Origin of the sequence: Cumulibacter manganitolerans (assembly GCF_009602465.1) — a bacterium.
In the GTDB taxonomy this organism is placed as follows: domain Bacteria; phylum Actinomycetota; class Actinomycetes; order Mycobacteriales; family Antricoccaceae; genus Cumulibacter; species Cumulibacter manganitolerans.
In genome coordinates this window covers 15,887-35,538 of record NZ_WBKP01000041.1, presented here as the reverse complement: position 1 = coordinate 35,538, position 19,652 = coordinate 15,887, and the positions used below count along the sequence as shown (strand labels likewise).

The 19,652-nt window shown below is 69.1% G+C and carries 15 protein-coding genes; 12 read left to right on the top strand and 3 right to left on the bottom strand.

All coding sequences use genetic code 11. From position 1 onward, the window contains the following. The first annotated feature begins 172 nt into the window (after positions 1-172). The 7 genes from F8A92_RS13855 to F8A92_RS13825 all read left to right on the top strand — a co-directional run bounded on the left by F8A92_RS13855 (position 173) and on the right by F8A92_RS13825 (position 10,909). Positions 173-2,410, top strand: coding sequence for a GmrSD restriction endonuclease domain-containing protein (locus tag F8A92_RS13855; protein WP_153505759.1), 2,238 nt, complete (start codon positions 173-175; stop codon positions 2,408-2,410). Next, complete coding sequence (locus F8A92_RS13850; RefSeq protein WP_153505758.1) at positions 2,407-5,172, top strand: Z1 domain-containing protein; 2,766 nt, start codon at positions 2,407-2,409, stop codon at positions 5,170-5,172. Before F8A92_RS13855 ends, F8A92_RS13850 begins: the two co-directional genes overlap by 4 nt. Next, positions 5,165-6,244, top strand: coding sequence for a PD-(D/E)XK motif protein (locus F8A92_RS13845; RefSeq protein ID WP_153505757.1), 1,080 nt, complete (start codon positions 5,165-5,167; stop codon positions 6,242-6,244). The genes F8A92_RS13850 and F8A92_RS13845 overlap by 8 nt, the downstream gene beginning before the upstream one ends. 459 nt (positions 6,245-6,703) lie before the next feature. After that, on the top strand, positions 6,704-8,110 hold the full coding sequence (locus F8A92_RS13840) for a LamG-like jellyroll fold domain-containing protein (RefSeq protein WP_153505756.1): 1,407 nt from the start codon (positions 6,704-6,706) through the stop codon (positions 8,108-8,110). A 16-nt stretch (positions 8,111-8,126) separates the two neighbouring features. Further along, positions 8,127-9,035, top strand: coding sequence for a ribokinase (locus tag F8A92_RS13835; RefSeq protein ID WP_153505755.1), 909 nt, complete (start codon positions 8,127-8,129; stop codon positions 9,033-9,035). Between the two features lie 210 nt (positions 9,036-9,245). Continuing rightward, a complete protein-coding gene (locus tag F8A92_RS13830) occupies positions 9,246-9,638 on the top strand; it encodes an SRPBCC family protein (protein ID WP_153505754.1) in 393 nt (130 codons plus the stop codon). A gap of 92 nt (positions 9,639-9,730) precedes the next feature. Next, positions 9,731-10,909 carry an NAD(P)/FAD-dependent oxidoreductase gene (locus F8A92_RS13825; protein ID WP_228389457.1) on the top strand — a complete coding sequence of 393 codons (1,179 nt, stop codon included), beginning with the start codon at positions 9,731-9,733 and terminating at the stop codon, positions 10,907-10,909. Positions 10,910-10,977: 68 nt separating this feature from the next. Here F8A92_RS13825 and F8A92_RS13820 read toward each other — a convergent pair whose 3' ends face one another. Together F8A92_RS13820 and F8A92_RS13815 are read right to left on the bottom strand one after the other, a co-directional pair. Continuing rightward, positions 10,978-11,595 (bottom strand): hypothetical protein, encoded by a 618-nt coding sequence (locus F8A92_RS13820; RefSeq protein WP_153505753.1) that lies wholly within the window; start codon positions 11,593-11,595, stop codon positions 10,978-10,980. Between the two features lie 73 nt (positions 11,596-11,668). Continuing rightward, positions 11,669-14,485, bottom strand: coding sequence for an AAA family ATPase (locus F8A92_RS13815; protein ID WP_153505752.1), 2,817 nt, complete (start codon positions 14,483-14,485; stop codon positions 11,669-11,671). Positions 14,486-14,616: 131 nt separating this feature from the next. Here F8A92_RS13815 and F8A92_RS18640 point away from each other — a divergent pair, with 131 nt between their 5' ends. Further along, the gene (locus F8A92_RS18640; RefSeq protein WP_194291497.1) at positions 14,617-14,964 is read left to right on the top strand and encodes a hypothetical protein; all 348 of its coding nucleotides are present in this window, start codon (positions 14,617-14,619) and stop codon (positions 14,962-14,964) included. Next, complete coding sequence (locus F8A92_RS18635) at positions 14,961-15,500, top strand: YceI family protein (protein WP_194291496.1); 540 nt, start codon at positions 14,961-14,963, stop codon at positions 15,498-15,500. The genes F8A92_RS18640 and F8A92_RS18635 overlap by 4 nt, the downstream gene beginning before the upstream one ends. A gap of 128 nt (positions 15,501-15,628) precedes the next feature. Here F8A92_RS18635 and F8A92_RS18630 read toward each other — a convergent pair whose 3' ends face one another. Next, positions 15,629-16,093 carry a hypothetical protein gene (locus tag F8A92_RS18630; protein ID WP_194291498.1) on the bottom strand — a complete coding sequence of 155 codons (465 nt, stop codon included), beginning with the start codon at positions 16,091-16,093 and terminating at the stop codon, positions 15,629-15,631. On the opposite strand from F8A92_RS18630, the gene F8A92_RS13805 reads away from it, so the two are divergent. From F8A92_RS13805 to F8A92_RS19120, 3 genes are all read left to right on the top strand, one after another. Next, complete coding sequence (locus F8A92_RS13805) at positions 15,993-16,688, top strand: L,D-transpeptidase family protein (RefSeq protein WP_228389458.1); 696 nt, start codon at positions 15,993-15,995, stop codon at positions 16,686-16,688. The genes F8A92_RS18630 and F8A92_RS13805 overlap by 101 nt on opposite strands. 8 nt (positions 16,689-16,696) lie before the next feature. Further along, complete coding sequence (locus tag F8A92_RS19125) at positions 16,697-17,302, top strand: DUF2020 domain-containing protein (protein WP_228389456.1); 606 nt, start codon at positions 16,697-16,699, stop codon at positions 17,300-17,302. 204 nt (positions 17,303-17,506) lie between these two features. Further along, positions 17,507-19,579: a L,D-transpeptidase gene (locus F8A92_RS19120; protein ID WP_228389455.1), complete on the top strand. Its 2,073-nt coding sequence runs from the start codon at positions 17,507-17,509 to the stop codon at positions 19,577-19,579. The last annotated feature ends 73 nt before the right edge of the window (positions 19,580-19,652 follow it).

Genomic DNA, 19,652 nt, shown 5'->3' with positions numbered 1-19,652 from the left:
TCGAAGGATCCACCTGGTGGCCGCGCCTACGTTGGAGGCACGCGCTCACTCAGGTCCGTCGTACACCACTCTGCTGGACTCCACTCCTACCTGCCGGGGTGCGTGTGTGCTTGGCTGAAACCATCGGGAGGGTCCGCGGAAGTGGCGATCTAAGTGATGAGCGTGAGGCGCGGTGGAGTACTCGAGCGCGAGGTCGAAGGCGGCCGCGACAGCGCGGATGTATGCATTAGGAGGGATCCACCCGGAGCCGCTCGGGCCCGGGAGCAAGGAGAAGCGCTCGGCCCTAGACGCGCTGGGACGGTTCCTCGGAATTGAGCAACTCGTTCCGGGCAAGGCAGAGGCAGGGCGAGTGATTGCGGAGCGCCTGGGAGTCCCCTGGGGCGAGGCCTGCTTTTCGGTGGGAGACACGATCACACTTATCGGCCTGAATCGGCTCATTGACGGCGCCGTCCTCGAGTATGTGAACTCTCCCCGCGAGGAGTCGCCACTAGATTTCATGACGCGAGTGATGAGCGCAAGACTGCCCGATCGACGAGAACCCGGCGAGAACGCCGCGCGAGAACAGGAGCCGACAGTGCCAGAGGACCTCAGCGAAATCGAGGAGAACATCGCCGAGCTGATCGCGCAGTTAGCTGATACGGCGCCAACTCCTATCGGGGTCGACCCCGCACCCACGGCGATCGACGCCGAGTCTGTCCGGATCGATGACGGCAGCTGGCGGGAGCGTTTAGTGGACGTCAAGGGGTGGCTTCACCTCTCGAGCGACCTCGACGTTTCGGATCCCCACGCATTCGACATGAGCCTCACCGCCGCGCTTGGGCTGGAGGCGGGGGAGGGTGAGTACACGCTGTTCGCGAGGCTCGCGGAGCTCCTCGACCGGGCGACGGCGCTGCGCGACGAGTTCGTAGCTCGGATGGGCGAGACGAGCGAGGGGGCCGAGACACTCGCGACGGCAACCCAGGCCTGGGTCAGCGCGTGGGAAGAAGCGGAGGTGGAAGAGGAGGAGGAAGCCGAGTCGGAGGGCGTTCCGATCAATGCGGATGCCGACACCTGGCCGATCTCAGACTTCGTCCAGCACGCCGAGGACAACGAACTCAACCTAAGTCCCTCGTACCAACGCGCTGACGTCTGGCCGACCGGCGACGCACAGTTATTGATCGAGTCCATCCTTCGCGGCATCCCCCTCCCATCCGTGATCATCCTCCAGGACGATGACGGCGTGACAACCAACTACGAAGTCGTGGACGGTAAGCAGCGCCTGACATCGATCCTCAGGTTCATCGGGGCGCATCCGCGAGCGACTGCACTCGTGGCCGAAAAGGCGTCGCTCTGGGACGAGCCGGGTGCCGAGGCGCTCTTCCGTACCGACTACCCGAAGTTCAAGAAGCTCTGGAACACGAAGGAGAGCGAGAAACTGACGGCGCAGGTCGAGCGGCGGCTCTACTTCCCGTTCGCTCTTCGCCGCCCCAACCGCGGCCCGCTAGGGCCGCAAGGGAGCCTGGCGCACCTGAAGGGGAAGTACTACTCGGAGATCCGCGAGGAGACAATCCCGGTCCAGGGACTGCCGAAGAAGATCAAGTCGGTCTTCGAGCAGACCTCGGCCTACAAGGTCCCGGTGATCACCTACAAGAAGGTGACTCCGGCGCAGGTCCACGAGGTGTTCAGCCTGTATAACAAGCAGGGCAAGCACCTCAACGCGGAAGAAATCCGCAACGCTCTGTATCACGAGCTGGACCTGATGAAGGCACTGCTCGTCACCGCTGGGGACGCCGAGGACGTCGAGGCTGTGGCACCGTTCCTGGTCGACGTCTGGGACGATCTGAGCTCTACGCCGAAGACGCTCGACGGATACGGGTTCGATCGAGTCGGATACAAGCGCACCAAGATCCTTTCATGGACGGCCGCAACACTTCTCCTCGATGACGAGGTTCAGGGACGGTCGACCGCGAGCCACATCAATGCCCTCCTCAAGCGGGTTCAGGAGACCGCCGGCGATCGTCTCCGGAGCACTGACCGGGTCAAGTTCGCGATGACGATGCTCGACCAGGGCGTGGACGCTCACGCCATCGTCGAGGCAAACGGAGGCTGGGCACCTACCTTTAGGAACGCCCAAAGCAAGGGTAAGTGGCAGGAACTGCAACTCGTCGCTGGCGTGATCGGGATGTCAGCGGCGAGCCTTGTGCTCGGTGACGACCTGCGCGCCTTGTCCGACGATGCAACGCCCGCGATCCTGGAGGCATCGAGCGGTTGGAAGCGACCGACGAGCGCGCAGTCGAAGGACCAGTGGGAGTTCATTGCGAAGGTGGTAAGGGAGCTGCTGGAAGTGCTTGACGTCGACCCCGTAACCGCGGACGTCCGTATCAAACAACAGTTCGGCGAGTCTGGGCTGGCAGCGCTCCTGCGCGCATGAGCAACGGCGCGCCGCATGGAATGGTGCGGATCTACCGTCCAACAGGTGCGGTCTCGGAGCCCTCCTGGTGGGAGACCTATGCGGCTCATCTGAGTGGAATCAACGCAACCAGCCGCGCAGTCATTGAAGCCGACGCCGAGTTCATCGTCGATCGGGGTGTCTTCGGGGTCGGTGATCCGGCCGAAGGCCGGTGGCCCTCCTCCCGTGAGCGCAGCGGTCTCGTGATGGGGGCTGTGCAATCGGGTAAGACCGCTTCGATGATGGCCGTTGCAGCCAAAGCACTGGATCGTGGCGTCGATGCAGTGATCATCCTCGCCGGAACCCGAACCGCCTTGTGGAAACAGACTTACGAGCGGGCAACCGAGCAACTGGCGTTCGCGACGAACGCCCACAAGCGCCGGCTTCTCGTGCCACGAACCATCCCGACCGACCCCTCCGACGTCAATATCGACCTGCTGTACCAGATCGGCGCGCCAGCGGCGCTGAACCTTGCTTTGCAGCAGAACAAACCGATCCTCGCCATTGTCATGAAGAACTGGGCGCACCTGCAGCGGCTCGCCAAGGTCATGCGAGACGCCTACGGGGGTGCCGCTGCGCGCGACAAGCCGTTCCACGTGCTAGTCATCGATGACGAGGCCGACGATTCGTCAGTCGCGGACGTCAGCGCTGAGGCTGCGTCGCCGACGGCCGAGCCAAAGCAGGTACCGAGGAGGATCGTCGACATCTGGGAGGACCGAGCGCGTCCAGGCGTGACGGTGAACGGCAAGGTCTTCGCCACGTACCTCGGGTACACCGCGACTCCTGAGGCAAATTTCCTTCAGGACGACCAGAATCCCCTCGCCCCACGAGACTTCGTGGCGAGCCTCAGGACTGCTGGCGCAGAAGGCATCCTAGAGGTCCGCACGCCGACGTATCGGGTGCCGGAGGGGATCAATGACTGGTACACCGGCGGAGACCTCTACTACAAGACCTTGAGCTCTGTGCCGTTGTGCATCCCGACCAACCAGATCGCTCCTGATGAACAGGTCCCCGAGGCAGTTCGAGCATTTCTCGTCGCCTCTGCCGTCCGTCTGATACGGACTCCCAACCGACTCGGGCCCCACGACGCCAGAGAAGCGGTTTTCGACTCCTTACACCAGGCCACACAGCAGTCGCCCCTGGTGGCATCGATGCTGATCCACCCGTCGTCCGGCATGGACGACCATTTCCGGGTCGCCCAGGAACTGCTCCGTTGGTCCGCGGGCTTGGTCGAGGATGTGGATGGCGACGATGTCGACACTCGGATCGACAGGCAACTCGGCTCTGCCGGCATCGAGCAGGACATGACTGCACGGCCCGAACGGTGGCTACGCTGGCTCGAGGATTACACGAAGGCCGCTGCAGCCGTTGTCTCCATGCCGGGGGCGGGCAATCGTCCCGTTCCTAAACTCGACGAGTGGCCCTCTGTTCAGAACGCGATCCTCAGCCAGATCGTGCCAGCCACATCGGTGCGTGTGATCAACAGCCACGAAGACGCAGACGACCGCCCCCAGTACTCGCCGACGCGCCTGGCGGACGAGACTTGGCGTGCACCGCAGAACCTCTCGACCATCTTCGTCTCGGGCAACGTAATGTCGCGCGGCCTCACGCTCGAGGGCCTGACCACCACGTTGTTCACCCGTCGAGCCGGCATCCCGTTCGCGGACACGCAGATGCAGATGCAGCGGTGGTTCGGGTACCGCGGCAGGTACATCGACCTCTGCCGCGTGTTCATGCCGCAGGACCTGCTCGCCAACTTCGTCACTTATCACGAGGACGATGAGGCGCTCCGACTCGATGTCCTAGCTCGGATGAAGTCAAGTGACGCCCTCCCAGACATTAGTGTCCTTCAGGGGCGGACCTACCTCGCCACGGGGAAGATCGCGAATCTCCGGAGTAAGCCGCTCTTCCCTGGCCCGAAGCCGTTCATCACTCACATGAATGCACCTGGCGACGACGACGCGAACCTGCGTCATGTCGCAGAGTTGTTCGCGGACGATCCGATTAACGTGGGAAGCGGAGCGCGGCCGCGCGGGCTCTTGCGCAGCGAGCCGATGTCGTTGCTCGAGGCCGCAGACCTGCTCGACCAATTGCGTTATTCCGATCACGGGCCTGGCCGCGATGGGCCCGAGGGTGAACGATGGCGTTCGGTCGAGAACCACGCCCAACTCGGAGCCGATCCGGTCGTGCCCTTCTTCCGGGCTCCCTGCGTACCGGGTGGTCGCGACCTTGGAGAAAAGTCCCCGTACTGGGTTGCCGCCTACCTCCGGTTCTGGCACGCGTGCTTGATCCGGCGCGTGCCCTCTGTCGTGACGACTGACGAACCGCCGACGCGTTGGGACCTTGTGGATCTGGGAACGAAGTGGGCCAAGCAGCCTAGGTTCTGGGTAGGCCTTCGTTTCGGCGATGGGAGCGTCGTGACGAACGGTCCCCTCGCGGCCCTTGCCGGCCCCGTGCGCGCCATGAAGCGCCAGGTTGCTGGCAACGAACTGCGAGCGACGTGGGGCTCCCGAGGCCGCGGCGTCGATGGCGAGATCCGCGGCGATGACCAGTTCGACTACAGCGCGCGTCACCAGAAAGCGAACCTCACGCGGGCCGGCGACCGGAAGGCAGGAGAGGACGGCTTGATCCTGTTTCACCCGATCGAGCGCATTGCCGGTTCAGTCACCACGGCCATCGGGCTGAGCATCCCGCTGGGCGGCCCCGATCAGATCCACGCGATGACGGGGAGCTCAAGTGACTGAGACAGACCAGACGACGTACGAGCAACTCAAGTCTTACGTCGGGAGCCTGGATCCCGCCCCGTCGTCGATTGAGCGCTATATCGGATTTGCCGACGAAGGCCACTCGATCGCGCTGTCGCGCGACGAGGGCGGGCGAGTCGAGGTGTTCCTCGTGGGTGAGCGGCTTGCGGCCTCCCAGGCCGTGGTCGACCGCGCGATGGACTACCGCGATGACTGGCAGTCGTCGAACGAGGGCGCGATCTGCGCGAACCAGATCGTTCTCCCGGGAGACGCCCACTTCGACAGCGCCGCCGCGCTCATATGCGTCGAGCTCATCGAGGCTGGCTACAACGACGATCCGACTGGCGCTTTTGCACAGGTCGAGCCGCTGATCGCTAAGTTCATCTACGGGGCCGATCAGGTCGGTGACCAAGTGCTCGTGGGCCTCTATGGCGAGTTAGTACTCCTAGATGAGCTCACCGTCAGTGTCCAGCCCGCAGTTGTCGATGATCTCGTCCAGTCCTGGTTCGGCTGGCGGCCGTCGTCGCGCGACTTCCAACTCGGCGCGATTGGTGTGGAGGTCAAGACGACGTCGGGATCGACATCTACACATCACATCCAAGGCTTCCAACAGGTCGAGGTCGGGCATCCGGTCACCGACGTTGCCGAGACGTCCCTGCATCTGTTGAGTCTGGGAGTGCTCGCTGTGCCCAAGGGCCAGCGGGCCGGCGAGACAGTCCCGTCGATCGTGGAGCGGATCCTCCAGAGGATCACGTCTACCTCCGCCCAGGCTGACTTTCTTGATCGGGTACAGCAGTACGGAGGCGATGCGAGTCTCGGATACAAGCATGCCCGTGACAAGAACAAGTCACGGTTCCAGAAGCGGTTCTCGCGGACGTTCGAGCGGCTCTACGACCTCGCGGACGACAACCTCCGCATACTCAAGCGCTCAGACGTCGCGGGATTCTCACACATCGATGTGGACTCGGTCGAGTTCAGAATCGCTCTGCCGTACCCGTTCAGGGGCGTAGTCAATCCTGTCTCAGGACTCACGTCGATCGTTGACCTGCTGCTTGATCTACCGACTCGGTAGCGGTGCCGATCCGACGGTTAGCCCGCGTCGAGCGCGCAAATGTCTCGCGCCCGTCGGCAACCCTTGGGACAATCCAGTCCTCGAGCGCATCGAGCATGGAAGCTGAGGGTTATTCAGGGTCCTCGGCAGAAGCGCCCAAACGCTCAGATGGTGAGACGCTCGACTGCGGGCATGACTACGGGTTCGTCAGGGGGCATCACCGGCTGACACCGACCGTTGGACGATCCGTCCTCAGGTGGCCTCTCTTGACCTGTAGTCTTCCGCTGGATCCCCACTTCAGGCGGCTGTTGGCTGCTTTGCAAGCAGGAGGTCCGGGGTTCGATTCCCCGTGGCTCCACCAGTATCTCGATCCTCCCTGGCCTGCTTGGCCAGGGCTTTCTCGTTGTTGGATCCGTAACAACCCGCCAACGGCTGGCCGAATGACGAGCGAACTCCGCGACCGTGGGAAATGATCGAGGCATGAGCTCCGACGACGCAGACGCCACCGCCGAGCGCCGGGTGTCCACCAGCTCACGGCCGGGAACCGCCGGCCAGATCAGCGACGCGACCGACGCCCCGGGTGACGGGCATGGCGCAGACGTCGAACCGCTCGGCGGAATCGTGGCCCCACCCGTCGCCCGCCCGGCCCACGACGCCGGGTCGGATGACGCCGATCCGGACGCGAACGAATTGGGCGGCGCCACTGAGAACGACGCCGAGACTGCCGTCGCCGGATCAACCGACGAGACCCGGGCCGTCGCTGAAACCGACGACGAGCGCCCGCAGGCCGTCGAGGTGGACGATGAAGCGGAAGACCGATCGGCCGAGGGCGATGCAGCGCACGACGGAGGCGCGGCGGACGACGAGCTCCCGGGCGACGCTGACACATACGCCGCCGACTCGGACGATGACGACGACCCGTACGGCGCGGTCGGCGATCGGGACGGCGACCGCGGCTACGACGACCGCAGCGAGCGCTCGATCTGGGGCACCGACGACGAGGACGACGGCTACACCTACGTGCGCCGCTCCGACCCCAACTGGGACCTCTCGAAGTGGCTGCTCGTGGGCGCGGTCGCGGCGGTGTTCGTCCTGCTGTCGTTCCTCATGATCCCGAAGCTCTTCACCCCGGCGGTGGAGGAGGCGGCGTCGTCGAGTGCCAAGCCGCCCGCTCCTGCGTCGTCCGCGCCGGAGGCCGTCGCCGCGAAGTCCTACCGCGACCTGGTCCTGGGGTCCGGACCTACGCACTACTGGCAGTTCGCCTACGGCAGCGACCCCAGCGCCGACGCGGTGGGCACCAGCAACCTGACGCTCGGCAAGGACGTCAGCATGCTCGGCAGCAGCGCCGTGAAGGGCCAGTCGGGCGCCATCGACTGCACCGCCACCAACCGGTCCGTCGTCAACTCGCAGACGCCGGAGACGCCGACCGGCGACTACACCCTCGAGGCCTGGGTCAACACCACCAGCCCGGACGGCGGCCAGATCCTGTCCTTCGGCAACAAGGCGACCGGTGCGAGCAGCAAGGTGGATCGCACCCTGTACATCGACACGGCCGGGCTGGCGTACGTCGCGACCCGAACCCAGAGCAAGCGGTACTTCGCGGCGTCGGAGACGATCGTGACCGACGGGAAGTGGCATCACATCGTCGGCACGATGTCGGGCTCGTCCGGCCTGACGCTGTACGTCGACGGCGTGCAGGTGGCGGCCGAGGCCAAGGGCACCTCGGCGACCGAGTTCGAGGGCTTCTGGCGGATCTGCGGCGACTCCCTGTCCGGCTGGCCGCGGGCCGCGAAGACCGCGCTCATCGGCTCTATCGACGAGGTCGCGGTCTACAACCGCGCGCTGGCGCCCGACGAGGTCAAGGCGCACTACGCGGCCGCCTCGTAACCCCTAGGCTGCAGTCATGAGTGTGGTCGTGCTGGGCAGCGCCAACCTGGACGTCGTCATCGACCTCGACCGCATCCCGGGGCCCGGTGAGACCGTCCTCACCGACCGCTCCTCGCTCGGTCGCGGCGGCAAGGGCAACAACCAGGCCGTCGCCGCCGCGCGAGCCGGCGCCCCGACGCGGTTCCTCGGCGCCGTCGGCGCCGACGAGTCCGGCGAGCTCCTGCTCGGCGGCCTGCGCGAAGCCGGCATCGACACCTCGCTGGTGCGCCGCTGCGACGACATCACCAGCGGGACGGCGTACGTCATGGTGGATCGCCACGGTGAGAACGCGATCGTCGTCGTCGCCGGCGCCAACGCCCGGCTGGTGGAGCTGACCCCGGACGAGGTCGACGCGTTGCGCTCGGCGAAGGTGCTGCTGATGCAGCTCGAGACCCCCATGCAGACCGTGGTCGCGGCCGCCCGGACCACCCGCGCGGCCGGCGGGTACGTCATGCTCAACGCGGCGCCGTACGCGCGGCTGCCGGATGCGCTCGTGGAGGCCATCGACCTGCTGATCGTCAACGAGCACGAGGCGGCGCTCGCCGCCGGCAGCGACGGGTCGCCCATCGAGCTGGCCGAGCGGATCACCGAGCGCATCCCCGCCGTCCTGATCACTCTCGGCGCGGCCGGCTCGCTGCTGGTACGCCGAGGGCACGAGCCGATCCGGGTGACCGCGCCGCAGGTCGACGCGGTGGACACGACTGCCGCCGGCGACACGTTCGCGGGGGCGTACGCCGCGGCGAAGGTGGCCGGTCTCGACGAGCCGGCCTGCCTGCAGCTCGCCTCCAGCGCCTCGGCCCTCGCCGTGCAGCGCCCCGGTGCCGTTTCGTCGATCCCCGAGCGGGCGGAGATCGACGCCGCGCTTCGCGAGTTCTATCCCCGGTAGTCCGGCGGCGTGGACGACACAACCAGGTGGGGAATCGAGCCGCGGGCTGCAAAGGTGTTGCTGAAGACCTGTCCTTCACCACCGGGCAAGGTCTACTGTTCAGCCAAGCCACCGGCCGGTGGAGTCTGAGTGGACAGCGGGGGCCCGCCGCCTAGATGGGTGATCACTCCCGCACCTCCCTTACGCCCGCAGGATCGAGAAAGGGACCACATGCCCACCTACACAGTCGAAGAGCAGCTGGACGCCTCCGCGGAGAACGCGTTCGCCTACCTGAAAGACGTCCAGAACTTGCCGCACTACTTCCCCCGCATGACCAAGGCTTCCCCGCGCGAGAACGGCGACGTGGACACCGAGGCCAAGGGCGAGAACGGCGAGACCCACCGCGGGCTCGCTCATTTCCACGCCGATGAGCAGACCAACACCGTCACCTGGTCATCGGCCGAAGGCAACAACTACAAAGGTTCGGTGACGGTCACCGAAGCAGGCAGCGGCAGCAAGCTGACCTTGGAGCTCGACCTCGATCACGACATGCCGGGGATCGAAGACTCCATGCGCGAGTCACTGCAAGCCGTCGCCGACAACCTCGAAGAAGACGCCACCTAGCACCCGGGCCCCCTCGGTCTCGCCGGTGACTTCACCATCACCCGAGTGGAGAAGCCGCCGTGGGCGTGGACAGCACGCGCTGAAGGGAGAACGTGATCGACCGTCATGACGTGGTGATCGTGGGAGCCGGCAACGCCGGCATCTCGCTCGCGGCGCGGCTGCGCAAGCTCGGCTGCCACGACGTTGTCCTCATCGCCCCCGGCGAGCTGCACAGGTACCGGCCCCTGCTGAACTACGTCGCGGGCGGACAGGCGACCATGCGCAGCCTCACGCGGCCCACCCGACAGGTCGTCCCACCCGGGTGCAGATGGCTACGTGACACCGCCGTCAGCATCGACACCCGTCACGAGCAGGTCCTACTCGCCTCCGGTACCCGGGTGGCCTACCACGACCTCGTCCTGGCTCCCGGGCTCGAACCGGGTCTGGACGCGGTCCCCGGCCTCTCCACCGCGATCGCCACAGGCTGGTGCAGCACCGCCCACCTCACCGACGACGCCGAACGGACGTGGTCTGCGATCACGGCGACCCGCACCGGAACGGTGGTCTTCAGCATCCCGCCCGAACCCGCCCCGTGCGGCGGCACCGCACTCAAACCACTCTTCTCGGCGTGCGACTACTGGCGGCAACACGGTGTCCTGCGCGATCTCGACGTCCACCTCGTCACCCCTTATCACGGAATCCTGGACATTCCCTTCGCCGAGTCGCGGCTTCGGGATCAACTGGACCGGTACGGCGTGCGGGTCCACCACCAGAAGACCGTCTCGGCCGTCGACCATGAACATCAGACCCTCACTCTGCAGGGAGCCGACGGTGAGACCGAGCGAATCACCGGGATAGAGCGCGCCTTCATCGTCCCGCCCTACACCACCGCAGGGTGGCTCGAGCCGCTCACCAACGCCGGCGGGCTCATCGACGTCGACCGGCACACCCTGGCCCATCGCTCGCACCGGTCCATCTGGAGCCTGGGCGACGCGGCTGCCGTCGACACCCGCCCCTCCGGCGGAGCGCTGCGCCGCCAGGTTGACATCCTGGCCGAGAACATCGTCCGGTCCAGGCGCGCGGAGCCGCTGCGCACCTACGACGGATACACCGTCATCCCGATCACCACCGATCGCCGCCGGCTCATGCTGCTGGAGTTCGACCGCGACCTCCATCCCCAGCCCACCGTGCGTTGGCCCGACCTCACCAGGCCCAGACGGTCACTTTGGTTCTTCGACCGATATCTCGAGCCCATGATCTATTTCCGCGCACTGCTGCGCGGCCGGGTCTGAAGACCTCCCCGAAGACCGGCAACAGTGGAGAAGGCGTCGCGGTTCGCGCGCGAGCGGCCCGGTGCGCCTCAGGGTTCGCAGGGGCCGTCCGCGGACCACTTGTACGGACCACCGGTGACCGTGAACTCCACCTGCGCAGCGCAGATCTGCACGGTGCCGGTGCGCTGCTCGCCGTCCAGCGTGATCACTGCCTTTCCGGCGGTCGCGATGGTCAGCGAGGTGGGCACCGCGCACGAGAGGGTCACGTCCTGGACGAGGGTTCCGCCCGCCTTCTTCGGGTTGGTGCTCGCCTGGCAGGCCCCCTTCCCCGGCTGCTGCTTCTTGCCCGGCTTCGACGGCGGCAGCCCGACCGAACCGCCGGCCGCGGTGGTCGCCTGCTCGTCGCCGCCGCTCGGCGACCAGCCGGTCGTCGCGTCACCGGTCGGACGCGGGCTCGTCGAGGACCCCGCGCCTCCGCGAGGGGACCGGTCGGCCGCCAGTACGTAGACCCCGCCGGCGACCAGCAGCAGCACCAGGACGCCGAGCACGACGAGCCACGGCGTGGAGGCGGCCCTCGCGGCCGGTCCGGTCGCCGGGACGACGCCGTCGTTCGGCTCCTCCGGGCGTCGGATCGCCGGCATCGGCGACGTCGGGGCGTCTGCGTCGTCCGGCCCGCCGGGCACCGCCGGCTCAGGCGTGTCGTTCATCAGGTCCTCCGGCGAAGTCGGCGCGTCTGCGAGCCGGTCGGGGCGCCCGCGGTTCCATCGTGACCTGTGCGGCTCACGGCCTACCGCTCACCCGCCGCTCTCGCTCCCTCGTCCAGATCGCCAGCTCGGTCCGCCCGGTGAGGTCCAGCTTCGCGAGCGCGCTGCGCACGTGGGACTCGACCGTCCGTACCGACAGGTACAGACGCTCCGCGATCTGCTGGTTGGTCAGCGGCTCCGCGACCAGCCGCGCCACCTCCAGCTCGCGCGCCGACAGCGGTCCCTCGCCCGGGCGGACGTCGGTTCGGTGCCGGGCGAGCAGCGCCTGCGCGCGGGCGAGCGGCCCGGGCATGTCCAGCCGGCCGAGCTCGGCGGCTGCCGCCGTGGCGACCTCGACCGCCCGCGCCGGGTCGGTCTGCTCGAGGCACTCGGCCAGCCCGAGGCGGGCGCGGGCGGCGTACGGCCAGGCACCGATGCGGTCGTCGACGGCGATCGAGCGCTCGAAGTGTCTCGCGGCGACGGCGTTCTGCCCGGCGACCTGCGCGAGCTGCCCGAGAGGACCCTCGTTGGATCCGGCGGCCACCGGCGACCCGCCGCCGTCGCCGGCACACCACAGCGCGGTCGGCAGCAGCAGCCGGTGGCACTCCTCGGCGAGCGCCGCGTCGTTCAGCAGCACGGCACCGGTGCCGATCGAGGCGACCGTCCCGTACCAGCGCGGGCCCAGCGGCATCCGCCCCGGGACGTCGCGCAGCGCGTCGAGCGCCGCGGCGGCGCGCTGGTGATCGCCGCGCAGCGCATGGACGATCGGCAGCTCGGCGCGGACCAGCGGGATCGGCGGGGCGGCCAGCACGGTCTCGATCACGTCGTCGAGCAGGTCGTCCGGATCGCCGCGCATGCCGGCGATCCAGGTGTGCAGCGCCGCGTGCATGCCCACCATCGAGAGGTCGCCGATGCGTTGCGCGATCTCCAGGCCCTCACCCGCGATGCGCCGCGCCAGGTCGAAGTCGCCGACCAGCACGGCTGCGCCGGTCCGCAACCGCAACGCGTGCCATCGCGCCACCGGCGAGCCGTACGCCGCCGCGACCCGTTCCACCTCGGTGATGACCTGGCGCAGCCCCACCGTGTCCCCGCGCTGGGTCGCGAGGTCGGCTGCCCAGATGCGTCCCCACAGCGCGCCCATCAGCGTCGGGGTCCGCTCGGCGATCTCCGTCGCGCGGGCCGTCAGCTGCTCCCGTTCGGCGATCCGCTGCGGGTAGCTCAGCACCAGATGCCGGGCTGCGATGGTCTCGATCTCGGCCGCGAGGTCCCCGGCCTCACGCGCCACCCGAAGCGCTTCCGCCGACAGCGCGTCGGGCGAGCGCTCGTCGCCGGGCGCGCGCAGCTGCGCGGCCTCGGCGCCGGCCACCGCGCAGGAGGCCAGCAGCCGCGCGCGCAGCGCCCGCTCGCCGTCCGGCAGCACGCGCAGCGCGCGGCGGCACATCTCGGCGGCGATCGCAGCCACCTCGAGCGAGCCCATCCCTTGCGGGATGAGCGCGAAGCCGGCCATCAGGTCGGCGCGCCCGGCGCGCGCGGCGAGATCCATGCCCCGCGCGCACGAGTCGAGGGTGTCCGCCAGCAGTCCGGCGTCCCACTGGAACCGGGCCGTCGCCAGCAGCCGCTCCGCGAGCTCGTCGTCCCCAGCGCCGAGCGCTCGGCAAGCGTCGAGGGCCAGCAGCGCCAGCGCCACGCCGCGGTCCGGCGCGAGCGGCTGCGCCTGCGCGGCGCGGACCGCGAGATCGCGGCAGCGCTCGGCCGCCGCCCGCGTCCCGACGTGCGACCAGTGGGTGGCCGCCAGTCCCGCGTACGCCGGATCGTCGACCTTCTCCAGGGCGAGCGCGACGGCCTCGTGGATCCGCGCGCGCTCCGCGGCGCCCAGCTCGGCCACGACCGCGTCTCGGACGAGCGCGTGATGGAAGGCCAGGCCGGTCTCACCGAAGCGCAGGATCCCGGCGGTGACCGCCGCGGAGAGATGGTCGCCGATGTCCGCGACGGGGATGCCGAGAACGTCGGAGAGCACCTGCGGCAGAAGCCGCTCGGCCAGCACCGCCGCGGTCGCGACGGTGCGTCGGGCCGGCTCGGGCAGCGTGCGGTACGGCGCGAGGAGCACCGCGCGCCAGGCCGGCCGCTCGACGAGATCCGCTCCGGTTGCCCCGGCCTGCGGCGGCTGGGCCGAGGCCAGGGCGGTGATGAGCAGCGGGTTGCCGCTGGTGCGGCGTACCAGCTCGGCCGCTCGCGGCGCCCAACCGCGCATGGCGGCGTCGTTGGCGAGCCAGTCGCTCACGGCGGCAGTCGTCAACCCGGCGAGCTGGATGGTGGTGACCAACGGGCTGCGGACGAGGTCGGGCAGCAGGCGACCGAACGGGCTCTGGACCGCGTGCTCCTCTCGCGCGGTCACGAGCAGCAGCACGCGCATCGTGCCCAGCTCGGGCAGCAGGCAGCGCAGCAGCGCCGCGGTCAGCGTGTCCGCCCAGTGCTGGTCCTCCAGCAGCACCGCCAGACCGGTCCCGCCCGCAGCCGCCGAGAGCTCCGCCCCGACGCGCTCGGCCAGCCGGAAGTGCGCGTCGGCGTCCCGATGGTCGGCGGCCTCGCTCAGGACCGCGCCCAGGGCGGGGACGTCGCGCGCGACCCGCCGCCACGTCCAGAGGGTCGGCGCGGCCGGGTCGTCGATGCACCAGCCGCGCGCCGTCGTCATGCCAGCGGCGGCCGCACGCTGCAGCGCGGCGTGCGCCAGCCGGGTCTTGCCGATCCCGGCCTCTCCGGTCACCAGGACCAGACCGCCGGCACCAGCGAGGGCGCTGCGGCGTACGGCGTCGATCCGCGCCAGCTCGGAGGCGCGGCCCGGGGGCTCGTACATGCGCTCAGTATGCGGCCGTGCCCCGCGGTTCAGTACTCGGTTCCGCGCCACCACTGAGGTGCTGGGTTCCCCCGCTCGGCAGGCTGGCCACAGCGGCGACACACCGCCGTCGCACAGGGAAGGGAAGCACCATGTACCTCCAGATCATGACCTTCGACGGCCAGCGCAGTGCTGCGGCGGTCCAGGCGGCGAGCCGCGCGGCGACCGACCGGATCGTGCCGTTGCTGCGGGCGAACCCGGTCACCCGCGACGGCATCCTGGGCGCGTTCCACGGCCGGGGGCCGGACGGCGCCGAGTGCCACGTCGTCCTCACCCGCGACGTGGCGACCCTCGAGGAGATGGGTCGGCTCGTCACCACGTCCGAGCTGCTGCCGGGCGAGGACCCGCAGCTGCTGACCGGGCCCACGCGGGTGCAACGGTTCGAGATCGTGGACTCGTCCGGACCGATCGCCGACGCACTGGCGGAGGTGGCCCGATGAGCACGCAGCACACCAGCGGGCGGGTCGGCTCCCCGCCGCTCGCCGGCGACTGGCAGGTGGATCCGCGGGCGAGCGAGGCGCGCTTCGCCGTCCGCGACAAGCTGGTGGCCACGGTGCATGGCACGATCCCGATCGCGGACGGCGGCGCGACGGTCACCGACGGCGGATCGGTGGTCGGCGCCTGGGTCGCTCTCCTCGTGCCGGGCATCGCCACCGGGAACGCGCACCGGGACAAGGACCTGCAGAAACCCGGGCTGCTGGACGGAGCCGGCCATCCCGCGATCCGGGTGGAGGTCGCGACGGCCGGCCGAACCGCATACGGCTGGTCCGGCAGCGGCGTCGTGCGAGCGCGCGGCGCCACCGCACCGATCGTGCTCGAGGCGACGCTGGCCGAGGTGACCGGCACCGAGCTGCGGGTCGGTGTCCGGGGACGGCTCGACCGGCGTCCGCTGGGCATCCGGGCGCCGTACTTCATCATCGGCCGGCACCTGGAGCTCGACGTCACCCTGGTCTGCCATCGGCCGCTCGGCCGATGACCGGCTGGCGGCGGGACGGATCTGCGGGGCAGCGGGGAACGCTCACGGGGGCACAGCGTCTCTCGCAGCCCCGCAGATCGCACAGTCCTGGGACTCGTGAGGTTTCTGAGGCGATGCTGTAGAACGCGTCACGAACCGGACGCGATTCGGTTATCGCACTGGTGGCCCCGAGATCGCTGGTGTTCCATTGAGCAGGTTGAACGAAACACCTGGAGATGGTAAATGGGCACGAGCTCACGTCGTCGGTCGCAGCGCGGCCTGTTGCTGATCGCTGCGAGCGCGGCCGTTGGGCTCCTGCTGAGCGGATGCGCCACCGGGGCGCCGAAGTCCGCCGCCGGGCCCACGTCGGGCGAAACCGTCTCCGCGACGCCGTCGGACTCGCCGGCCAGCACCTCGAGTGCGGCCCCGACCTCGGAGACGACCACCACCTCGGCCGCCCCCACGTCCGCCGCGCCCACCTCGGAAGCGCCGCCGACCAACCAGCCCACCACCATCTTCACCAAGGCAGCGGCCTCGATCGGCACCGGTGAGAGCGTCAAGGTATCGATCACCGTCCAGACGCCGAACCCCGGCGTGCCGTTCGGCGACGTCACCCTCGTCGTGGACGGCGCCGGCTATGCCACCGCCACGCTGAACACCGCCGGCAACATGGCATTCACCGTCAAGGGCCTCGCCGACGGCGACCACAGCTACTACGCGAAGTTCGCCGGCAACCCGAGCTTCCTCGCCAACCAGAGCAAGGCGAAGTCGCTGCACGTGCTGAGCGCCGCCGAGATCGCCGCCGCCAAGAAGCAGAAGGAAGAGCAGGCGGCCGCCGCGGCCGCCAACCCCTGCCCGGCCACGGCCGAGGCGTGCGTCGACCTGACCAGCAACACGACGTGGCTGCAGAAGGACGGCGTGGTGACCGCCGGGCCGTTCAAGCAGATCGCCGGGCGCAACGGGCACCGCACGCCGCCGGGCACCTACACCGTGCAGTGGAAGGACATCGATCACCTGTCGAAGGAGTTCGACAACGCGCCGATGCCGTACTCGATCTTCTTCAACGGCGAGGGCATGGCCTTCCACGTCGGCTCGCTGAGCACCCCGTCGCACGGCTGCGTGCACCTGTCCGAGTCGGCCGCGAAGACCTACTGGGACGCGCTGCAGCCCGGGGACGTCGTGTACATCTACGGCTCGCCGCAGTACTAGCGCGCATCGTGCCGGCCCGGGCGCTCGCGGTCCTCGGTGCGGTCGTCGCCTGCGTCGCGGGATGCTCGAGCACCGGTGAGGGAAACCGCGTCCCCGGGACGTCGGCCGGCCCCGGAGGCGGCAGCGCAACCGGGTCCGCCGGCGGCCAGCCTGCGGGATCGTCGCAGCCGTCGGCCGCCCCCGGGCCGCCGGGCGCATCGGCGGCGCCCAGCGCGACCCGGGTGAGCGTCAGCGACGGTTCGTGCCCGTATCTCGGAGAGGACTTCGTCGAAGCCACGGTGGGCCAGCGCATCGCGTCCGTGGTCGTCACGACCACCGAGCCACCGTCCGGCCCGCGGCCGCAGTGCGAGTTCGTGCGCGCGGACGGCGACGTCGCGGTGTCGGTGCGCACCCGGGCAGTGGCGCCCGGTGCGGGGCTCGCGGCAGCGCTCGCCGAGGTGCCGGGCGGCAACCCGGCGAACGCCGGCGAGGGCGGATCGGTGCGGGTCGACAGCGCCCAGTCCCGGACCGACCTCGCCGCGTGGGCCGGTACCGCGCTGGTGGTCGTGACCCTCAACCAGGCGAGCTCTCTGGAGGCGGTCGAGATCGCCAAGGCGGTGCTCGAGGGGCTCTGACCGGTCCGGCGACGGCCCACCAGGCACAACCGCCTCAACCAGGTCACGGTTCGGGCATGTCCCCAGCGCAACGCCACTATCGCGACCGAATCACGTGGATACAATCGGCGTTGGATTTCGCGCCTCACGTAACGGGAAGCACCGCCCGCCCAGGACGTCCGACGGCAACGGCGAGATCGGACTTTCGGGAAAGGTCGGCGTCCCATGAAGGGCACCCTCATCGGCTCGGCTCGCGGGCTGTTCACCACCGTGCTGTCGGCGCTCCTCGTCGTCGCGTACGCCGGCTCGGCCGGCGCCTCCGGGTTCGACCTGACGCTGACCGCCACCGGGGTGGCCACCGACTACGCGCCGACGAGCACGCTGGGCTCGGCCCGCTACACGCTCACGGTGCACAACCCGACCGCCGTGGCCGAGCCGGTGTCGACGCAGGTCACGCCCGCGCTTCCGGACGGCGCCGCCGTCACCGGCGTCACGGCCACCGCCGTGACCGTCGGCGGAGCCGACAAGCCGGTGCAGGCGGGACACCCCACCGGTGGGGCGTACCTCGTCGACGAGGCGACCGTCCCGGCCGGCGAGACCTACACGTACACCGTCACCGTGGCCTACTCCTACCAGGGCACGCCGACGGCGCTGAACTGCGCGGCCGGCGGCGGCCTGCGGATCGACGCGGCGCTGCTCGTCGGCGGGGCGACCGGCGCCAGCGCGACCGCCTGCCTCGAGGCACCCGCTCCGGTCGACGCGACGTCCACCGCCCCCGACACGGCGTCCGGGTCGTCCTCGTCGTCGGACGCGTCCTCCGGATCGTCGTCCTCGTCGTCCTCCGCGGCACCATCCGAGTCGCCGACCGCGACGGCCACCCCCACCCCCGAGTCGCCGAAGCCCGCTCCGTCGGCGTCCGCCACGACCGAGCCGTCCCCCGCGCTCGACGCGCAGCCGAAGACGACGAGCGCGGGCTGGAACGACAATCCCGTCGGCACCTTCGGCTCGTGGGTCAACAGCGACGGCCTCATCTACTTCACCGGCTGGGCCTACGACCCGAGCGACATGTCGCAGGCCCCGATCACCATGTGGACCATGGACGGCAGCGTGGTGGCGTACCAGGCCGCGACGCTGGCGTCCCCGGACCTCTACCCGTACGGCGTCTACAACCGCGGGGTGTTCGGGGCGTTGCGCGCGCCCAACCCGGGCCAGCACTCGGTGTGCATGTTCGTCATCAACATCGGCCCCGGCGCCAGCCAGCTGGTGAAGTGCCTCGACGTCAACGTGCCCAACGCCGACCCGACCGGCGACATCGGCACCGCGCTGCTGGGCAACGGCGACATCTACGTCGGCGGGTACGCCTACGACCCGAGCGATCCGTACGCCAAGACCGTCGTCTGGATCACCGACAACGGCTCGGTGGCCGGCGCGTTCTACGCGCAGGCACCCGGCACCGACCTCTCGGCGTACGGCGTCCCCGGCTGGCACGGCATCGACTACCGGTTCAGCCCGTCGACGTACGGCAACCACCAGGTGTGCCTGTACGTGCACAACATCGGTTGGGGGAAGGGCACCTGGCCGAAGTGCACCACCGTCACCATCAACCCCGACGCCTACCGCGACAACCCGCGCGGCGACTTCAACGTGACCGGCAACCAGGGCGCGATCGGCGTCGGCGGCTGGGCCTACGACCCCAACCAGTGGGGCGTCGCCACGCAGACCATGTGGACCGTCGACGGCAACGCCGTCGGGTTCGCCAACGCCAACCAGCCGCAGCCCGGGGTCAACATGTACCTCGGCGTCAGCGGCAACCACGGCGTCAACGTGGGTCTGCCGGCCAGCGTTGGCTGGCACACCGTCTGCATGTACGTCGTCAACGTCGGGCTCGGCGCCACCCAGATGACCAAGTGCACGAACGTCAACGTGGTCGCGCCGCCCAACCCGTGCCCGGCGTACGCCAAGGCCTGCGTCGACCTGACGCACAGCACCACCTGGCTGCAGTCCAACGGACAGATCTACTACGGCCCGGTCAAGCAGATCGCGGGCCGCGCCGGCTACCGGACGCCGACCGGCACCTTCAAGGTGTACTGGAAGGACATCGACCACCTCTCCAGCGAGTTCGGCGGCGCCCCGATGCCCTACTCGATCTTCTTCGTCGGCGGCGTGGCCTTCCACGTCGGCAGCCTGACGACGCCGTCGCACGGCTGCATCCACCTGTCGTGGGAGGCCGCGAAGGTGTACTGGGACCAGCTGCAGGTCGGGGACGTCGTCTACGTCTTCGGGTCTGCGCCCTACTAGGACGCCTTCTCCACCCTGAGCGAACACCGTGCCCCCGCGGGCGGTGTTCGTGGAACCATGGATCGCGTGAGCG